This window comes from Streptosporangium sp. NPDC005286, assembly GCF_040607515.1.
Lineage (GTDB): Bacteria > Actinomycetota > Actinomycetes > Streptosporangiales > Streptosporangiaceae > Streptosporangium.
This window is the reverse complement of sequence record NZ_JBEXGU010000293.1, coordinates 1-6,230: the sequence shown is the minus strand read 5'-3', so window position 1 is coordinate 6,230 and position 6,230 is coordinate 1. Positions and strand designations below refer to the sequence as shown.

7 protein-coding genes are annotated in these 6,230 nt (G+C 69.6%); 6 read left to right on the top strand and 1 reads right to left on the bottom strand.

Translation table 11 applies throughout. The annotated features are described in order from the left end of the window. Positions 1 to 102: 102 nt before the first annotated feature. Entirely contained in the window at positions 103 to 408 is a 306-nt protein-coding gene (locus ABZU75_RS44705) for a DUF5709 domain-containing protein (protein ID WP_350923572.1), read from the top strand. Between the two features lie 160 nt (positions 409 to 568). Here ABZU75_RS44705 and ABZU75_RS44700 read toward each other — a convergent pair whose 3' ends face one another. Beyond that, the gene (locus ABZU75_RS44700) at positions 569 to 1,228 is read right to left on the bottom strand and encodes an HAD family hydrolase (protein ID WP_355569053.1); all 660 of its coding nucleotides are present in this window, start codon (positions 1,226 to 1,228) and stop codon (positions 569 to 571) included. A 236-nt stretch (positions 1,229 to 1,464) separates the two neighbouring features. Here ABZU75_RS44700 and ABZU75_RS44695 point away from each other — a divergent pair, with 236 nt between their 5' ends. The 5 genes from ABZU75_RS44695 to ABZU75_RS44675 all read left to right on the top strand — a co-directional run. Next, entirely contained in the window at positions 1,465 to 2,094 is a 630-nt protein-coding gene (locus ABZU75_RS44695; RefSeq protein WP_355569050.1) for a Uma2 family endonuclease, read from the top strand. A 270-nt stretch (positions 2,095 to 2,364) separates the two neighbouring features. Beyond that, complete coding sequence (gene sigK / locus ABZU75_RS44690) at positions 2,365 to 2,958, top strand: ECF RNA polymerase sigma factor SigK (protein WP_355569047.1); 594 nt, start codon at positions 2,365 to 2,367, stop codon at positions 2,956 to 2,958. Then, on the top strand, positions 2,955 to 3,710 hold the full coding sequence (locus ABZU75_RS44685) for an anti-sigma factor (RefSeq protein WP_355569044.1): 756 nt from the start codon (positions 2,955 to 2,957) through the stop codon (positions 3,708 to 3,710). Before sigK ends, ABZU75_RS44685 begins: the two co-directional genes overlap by 4 nt. A gap of 305 nt (positions 3,711 to 4,015) precedes the next feature. Beyond that, the gene (locus tag ABZU75_RS44680; protein WP_355569041.1) at positions 4,016 to 5,398 is read left to right on the top strand and encodes a DUF4331 domain-containing protein; all 1,383 of its coding nucleotides are present in this window, start codon (positions 4,016 to 4,018) and stop codon (positions 5,396 to 5,398) included. A 59-nt stretch (positions 5,399 to 5,457) separates the two neighbouring features. Continuing rightward, positions 5,458 to 6,230: hypothetical protein (locus ABZU75_RS44675; RefSeq protein WP_355569038.1), on the top strand; the 773-nt coding region annotated here is incomplete at its 3' end.

The following is a 6,230-nucleotide window of genomic DNA, read 5'->3' as shown; positions in this document are numbered from 1 at the left end:
ATGCCGTGCCAGGCGGGTACGGTATGGCTCGGCGGCCGCCGAGCCATGCTCTGACCTGTGGGTTTTCGGGCGTAAAACGGGTAGGGCCGCAATATGAGTCAAATGCCCCCGGACCGTAAAGGTCTAAGCGACGAGCAGGCGGTCGAAGTCGAGGAGTGGACCGATGACCTCGGCCTTCACCACGAGATCCTTCCGGACGATCCCGGACATCAGGACACGCTTGACGAACGTCTCTGGCGTGAGGCCCCGAACCACGAACGGCGGCCCCCACGCGAGGAGGACCGCCTGGTGGCGCCGGATGAGGGCCTCGGCCCGGACGAGACATCCGAGGAGTACGCCCGGGATGTCGGCCCCGACAGCGGAGACCTGTCCGCCGAGGAACGCGCCATCCACATCGAACCCGACTGATCCGGCTCGTCAGGGAGGTCCTTCGCGGTGTCCTCACCGAGGACGCCGTCGAAGCCATGTGCCTGGCTCCGCGAAGTATCCACGACCGGGTAGCCGATTCCGCGTAGGCACATGGCCTGATGTGCCCGACCCCGCCCCCTACTCCGCGAGCGGTCCGCGATCAACCGGCGGCCCTGCCTCCCAGTGCCGCGACGAGGCCGGGGAAGTCGTCGATGACGTGGTCGGCCTCGGCCGCCTCGGGGCGGGCGGCGTGCAGGTGACCCCACGGGCCCCGGCGGATCAGGGCGGTCCACATCCCGGCCGCGCGGGCGGGCCGGACGTCGTTGTCGAGCCGGTCGCCCACGTAGAGAATCTCGCCGGCCTCGCGCCCCGACACCGCGACGACCTTCGCGAAGAAGCCCGGATCGGGCTTGGAGACACCCCAGCCGTCGGAGGTGTGGATCGCGTCGACGGGCAGATCCATCGCGGCCAGCGCGTCGTAGGCCTGCGGCGGCTGGTTGCCCGCGATGATCAGCTCGTATCCGAGCCCGCGCAACGCGGCCAGGCCGGGCCGTACGTCCGGATAGAGGTCGTCGGCGTCGAAGTTCACCCGGAGTCCGGCGGGGTCGTCCCGCTTCCACGCCTCCTGCTCGGCCTCGACGTCGAACCCGGGCCGTAACAGCCGGAACGCGTCCTCGAACGACCGGTCGAGCGCGGCCATGCCGCCCAGCACGCCGAGCATGGTGAACCGGGTGACGCCGAGCCGGTCGGCCCAGCGCGACCAGATCCGCGTCTCGTCGATCAGCGTCTCACCCACATCGAACACCAGCGCCCTGACCACGCCGCCCCCCTTCCCAAGCCCGTCCGATCGTAGCCCGCCCCAACAAAACGGACACCCGGGGACCGTTTCAGAGCGAGCACCCTCGCACGAACGCGCCCAGACACCGGCATCACTCCCGACCGTGCCGCAGCCCGCAGCCCGCAGCCGATCCATAATCGCCGCGCATTTCGCTCATGACCGACGGCACCTCATGGAACACTTAGAGTGCATGTTCGGACACGAAGGGATACAGGCCCATGGTGATGACAGCGTCTCAGCGATCCGCCTCGCGCATCGCGCCCCAGCCGCCCGCTCAGCCCGCCGCACCTGAGGACCGTCCACTACCTCGCACCCCGAGGGAGATCTTCGAGTCCCTTCCCCCATCCCTGTGCCTTCGCGCCGAGATCATCGACGGGAACCTCATCGTGAGCCCATCTGGCATTCCCAAGCACGGCCGGATCGCCATGCGCCTCGCCTTTGCCTTGCAGCCCATCCTGGAGAAAAACGACTGGGAGAGTTTTGCGGGAAATGTCGATATCTGCATCGAGGGGCCACGTGACACTCTGGTCCCCGATTACTGCCTGGTCCCCGTGGACGCTCCACTCTGGGGAGATCGGGAGATCCTCTCCTCGGGCCTGGTCCTGGTGGCGGAGATCGTCTCGCCCGGCTCCATGGAGATGGACCGCGCCACGAAGCCCCGGATCTACGCGGGTTGCGGCATCCCGATCATGCTGATCGTCGACCCCGTCGCCTCGCCACCGATGGTCACCGTCCTCAGCGACCCCGAGGACGGCAGCTACCGGACCATGACCCACACCGAGATGGGCAAGCCGCTCCGGATCCCCTCCCCCGTCGACTTCGACCTGGACACCTCGATCTTCCTGTAACGACACCGACTCGACTCCTTGGGGCAGGACACGGTCTCAATCAGCCAGCGGATGCCCGCGGGCACGGACCTGGCGACGACGGACGCCGCAGCCTGCCCCACCCAGCGAGGCGTCGGCACCGGGATAAGGCACGACGGAGCCACCAGCCGGTGAACCCGTCTCGCTCCTGTCCGATGTGCCGGTGGCACCGGACGGGACGCCGACCAATCCACGTGCCGTTCCGCTTCGAAGAAGCGGCGAAACGTGCTTTGCTCATGGCGGGGAGGATGCATGAGACCTAGACGGGCGCTGAGGTCGGCAGAGGACCGCGACTCCCCCCAGAGCGGGCTGGAAGACCTGCTCGAACACGTGGCGCGAGGAGATCGCGCCGCCTTTGAACGGATCTACGACCTGGTCGCCGGCCCCGTCTACGGGCTGGTCCTGCGCGTGCTGCGCGACCCCGCGCAGAGCGAGGAGGTCGCCCAGGAGGTCCTCGTCGAGGTGTGGCGCAGCGCCGCTCGCTACGAACGCGCCCGCGGCTCGGCGATGGCCTGGGTCATGACGATCGCACACCGCCGCGCCGTCGATCGCGTCCGCGCCGTCCAGAGCGCCGTCGACCGCGAGGACCGGGTGGCCAGGCTGGAGGTGCATCGTCCTTTCGACGAGGTCGCCGAGTCGGTGGGAGCCCGCCTGGAACGCGAACGGCTGCGCCGCTGCCTTGACGGGCTCACCGAGCTGCAACGCCAATCCGTCACTTTCGCCTATTACGGTGGATATTCCTATCGTGAAGTCGCCGAGCTGCTGAAGGTGCCGCTGGCCACGGTGAAGACCCGGATGCGTGACGGGCTGATCCGCATGCGCGACTGCCTGGGGGTGGAACGATGAACAGCGTCGAGAGCGGCCACGACCCGCACACCCTGGCCGGCGCCTACGTCCTGGACGCCATCGACGACCCTGCCGACCGGCTGCGCTTCGAGGAGCACCTGGGCCGCTGCGCCGAGTGCGCGCAAGAGGTGCGTGGCATGACCGAGACCGCCGCCAGGCTCGGCCATGCCACGGCCACCGACCCGCCGCCGGGACTGCGCGAGCAGGTGATGACCCAGATAGATCAGGTCCGTCAGCTGCCGCCCTCCCTCATCGCGTACGCACCCGGCGCGAGGAGGAAGGCCCCGTGGTGGCCCCGCCTGGCCGTCGGACTGGCCGCGGCCGGACTGGCCGCCGCCGTTTCGCTGGGTCTGGTCGCCGTCCGCGCCCAGGATCAGCTGGAGCAGATCCAGCAGCGCGACCGGCGGATCTCCGCCGTCCTGGCCGCGCCTGATGCCCGTACCCTCACCGCGACCGCGCAGCGGGGCGGCACCGCCACCGTGGTGTTCTCCCGCGCCGAGGGAGAAATGGTGTTCCTGGCCAGTGGGTTGGCCGCCCTGCCCGACAGCCGTACCTACCAGCTCTGGCAGATCGGCCCCACGGGCATCCGCTCGGCCGGGCTGATGCGCCCCGACGACTCCGGCCGTACCCCGCTCGTCGTCACCACCCCCTTCGCCGCCACTACCCAGCTCGGCGTCACCATCGAGCCCGAAGGCGGCTCGGCCCAGCCCACCACCCGGCCCCTGCTCCTGGTCGACCTGCCCGCCACCTGAGCACGACAGCGCCTCCGTACGACCACCCCGCCGACCGCCCTGGCAGGGTGGTCGTGTTGTCGGCTCAGCCCACAACGCCACCGTTCACATCGTCGACAGCGTGGCGTGGGTCAGTACGCCGAACCAGTGGCATACCAGTGCCTCAACAAGCGAAATCAGGGATGGTCCACGGCCCGAAAAATCGACCAATCCGAGGGCGGTCCGGCGACGAATACGGCGCAGGGGAGAAGAACCCGACCGGATGCCTCCCCAGCCCTCATGGGCCGGTCACAGGCGTGACCGGCGGCCGAAAGGACCAACGAAACATGGAGCTCCGAATCAGTCGGCGCGCCCTGATCGGCATCGGCGTCGCGGGAGTACTCACCGCCTCCTCCCTCGCCCTGCTCAGAGCAGAGACCGGCGCGGCGTCCTCGCACCGCGAGGCGCCCATGATCGCGGGTGACCCGCGCAACGACAACACCGATGTGTACGCGTTCGTCAGCCCGGACAGGCCCGACACCGTCACCCTGATGGCGAACTTCATCCCGTTCGAGGAGCCGAACGGCGGGCCGAACTTCTACCGGTTCGACGCCGGGTCACGTTACAACATCAAGATCGACAGTGATGGCGACGCACAGCCCGACACCGTCTACCAGTGGACGTTCCGTGACGAGGACAGGCGCGGCACGGACACCTTCCTGTACGACAACGGCCCTGTCACCTCGCTGAACGACAAGAACCTGCTGTTCAGACAGCGCTACACGGTCAAGAAGATCACCCACCGAGGAACGCGGACCCTGGTCAAGGACGGCGTGGTGGCCCCGAGCAACACCGGCCCGGCCTCGATGCCCGACTACGGCTCGCTGCGCACCCAGTCGATCAAGAACCTGCCCGGCGGCGGGAAGGCATTCGCCGGCCAGGCCGACGAGGCGTTCTTCGCCGACCTGCGGGTCTTCGACCTGCTCTACGGCGGCGACCTGTCCGAGGTCGGCCAGGACACCCTCAGGGGCTACAACGTGCACAGCCTGGCCCTGCAGGTGCCCAAGAACGAGGTCGCCCTGAAGGGCGACGCCGACCGCAACCCGGTCATCGGCGTCTGGTCCACCGTGGACAAGTGGAGCCCGAAGGGCTACGTCCAGGTCTCCCGGCTGGGCCAGCCGCTGGTCAACGAGGTCGTGGTCCCGGCCGGACTGAAGGACGCCTTCAACGCGCTGCCCCCGCACAAGGACGCCGACGTCCCGGCCGTCGTCAAGCGCGTCACCAACCCGGAGGTGCCCAAGCTCCTTGAGGCCATCTACGGCCTCAGGGCGCCGAAGACCCCCCGGGCCGACCTGGTCGAGATCTTCCTGACCGGCATCGCCAAGGCCAACGGCCCGATCAAGGCCGACCTCAACTCGCAGAGTCTCAACAAGGACGCGGGCAGGTTGCGCCCGGCGGAGATGCTGCGGCTGAACATGGCCGTCGCACCCGCCGCGAACCCGAACCGGCTCGGCGTGATCGCCGGCGACCTGCAGGGCTTCCCGAACGGCCGCCGCCTCGGGGACGACGTGATCGACATCGCCCTGCAGGCGATGGCCGGCGCCGCCCAGAGCGGCGAGCTCGTCGACGCGCTGGCCGCCGGCGACAAGGTGGACCGGAACGACAAGCCGTTCGGCACCCGGTTCCCCTACATCCCGCTGCCCGGCAACACGTCGGTCAACGCGAGCTGATCCGACGGTGCGGGACCCGGCCTGCCCGGGTCCCGCACCCGGCCCTGGGGGTAACCACCGTGAAGACATCCGTAAGAGCACGGATCGCCGTGGGCGTGCTGGGCCTGGCGACGGCACTGACCGCGGGGGCGGCCCTGATCCCCGGCGATCGAACGCCGTCGCCCGCCACCGCACCGCCCCAGCGGTCGGCCGAGATCCCGGTCTCGGCCGGCTCCCTCAAGAGCGCGATCCAGGCGCTGACCGCCCGGCTGCGGCGGCTGCCCGATGACCACCAGGCCTGGGCGCGGCTCGGCTCCGCCTACGTCCAGCAGGCACGCCTGAGCGCCGACCCGTCCTTCTATCCGAAGGCCGAGCAGGCGCTGGCCCGCTCCGCCGCGCTGAGCCCCGGCAATTTCGCCGCGCTGACCGGCCAGGCAGCGCTCGCCGCCGGTCGGCACGACTTCACCGAGGCCGTACGACTGGCCAAGCTGTCACAGACCGCCAATCCCTACGGCCAAGGCGCCCAGGCGGTGCTGGCCGACGCCTACACCCAGCTCGGCCGCTACGACGAGGCCACCCGGGCGATCAGCAGGATGATGGAGTTGCGCCCCGGTGTCGCGGCCTTCACCCGGGCCTCCTACGACGCCGAACTCCGCGGGGATCGCACGACGGCACGCCGCATGCTGGAGCACGCCCTTGACGACGCCTTCTCCCCCGACGACATCGCCTACTGCCGTCACTACCTGGGCGAGCTGGCCCTGCGCTCCGGTGATCCGCGCGGCGCCGCCGAGCAGTACCGCCTCGCGCTGAAGGCCGCCCCCGACTTCACCGCCGCTCTGGCCGGAACGGCCAG

Bases quoted from the DNA above. Each gene is read 5' to 3' on its own strand.
- ABZU75_RS44705 (WP_350923572.1), top strand. From the start codon at position 103: ATGCCCCCGGACCGTAAAGGTCTAAGCGACGAGCAGGCGGTCGAAGTC.
- ABZU75_RS44695 (WP_355569050.1), top strand. From the start codon at position 1,465: ATGGTGATGACAGCGTCTCAGCGATCCGCCTCGCGCATCGCGCCCCAG.
- sigK (WP_355569047.1), top strand. From the start codon at position 2,365: ATGAGACCTAGACGGGCGCTGAGGTCGGCAGAGGACCGCGACTCCCCC.
- ABZU75_RS44685 (WP_355569044.1), top strand. From the start codon at position 2,955: ATGAACAGCGTCGAGAGCGGCCACGACCCGCACACCCTGGCCGGCGCC.
- ABZU75_RS44680 (WP_355569041.1), top strand. From the start codon at position 4,016: ATGGAGCTCCGAATCAGTCGGCGCGCCCTGATCGGCATCGGCGTCGCG.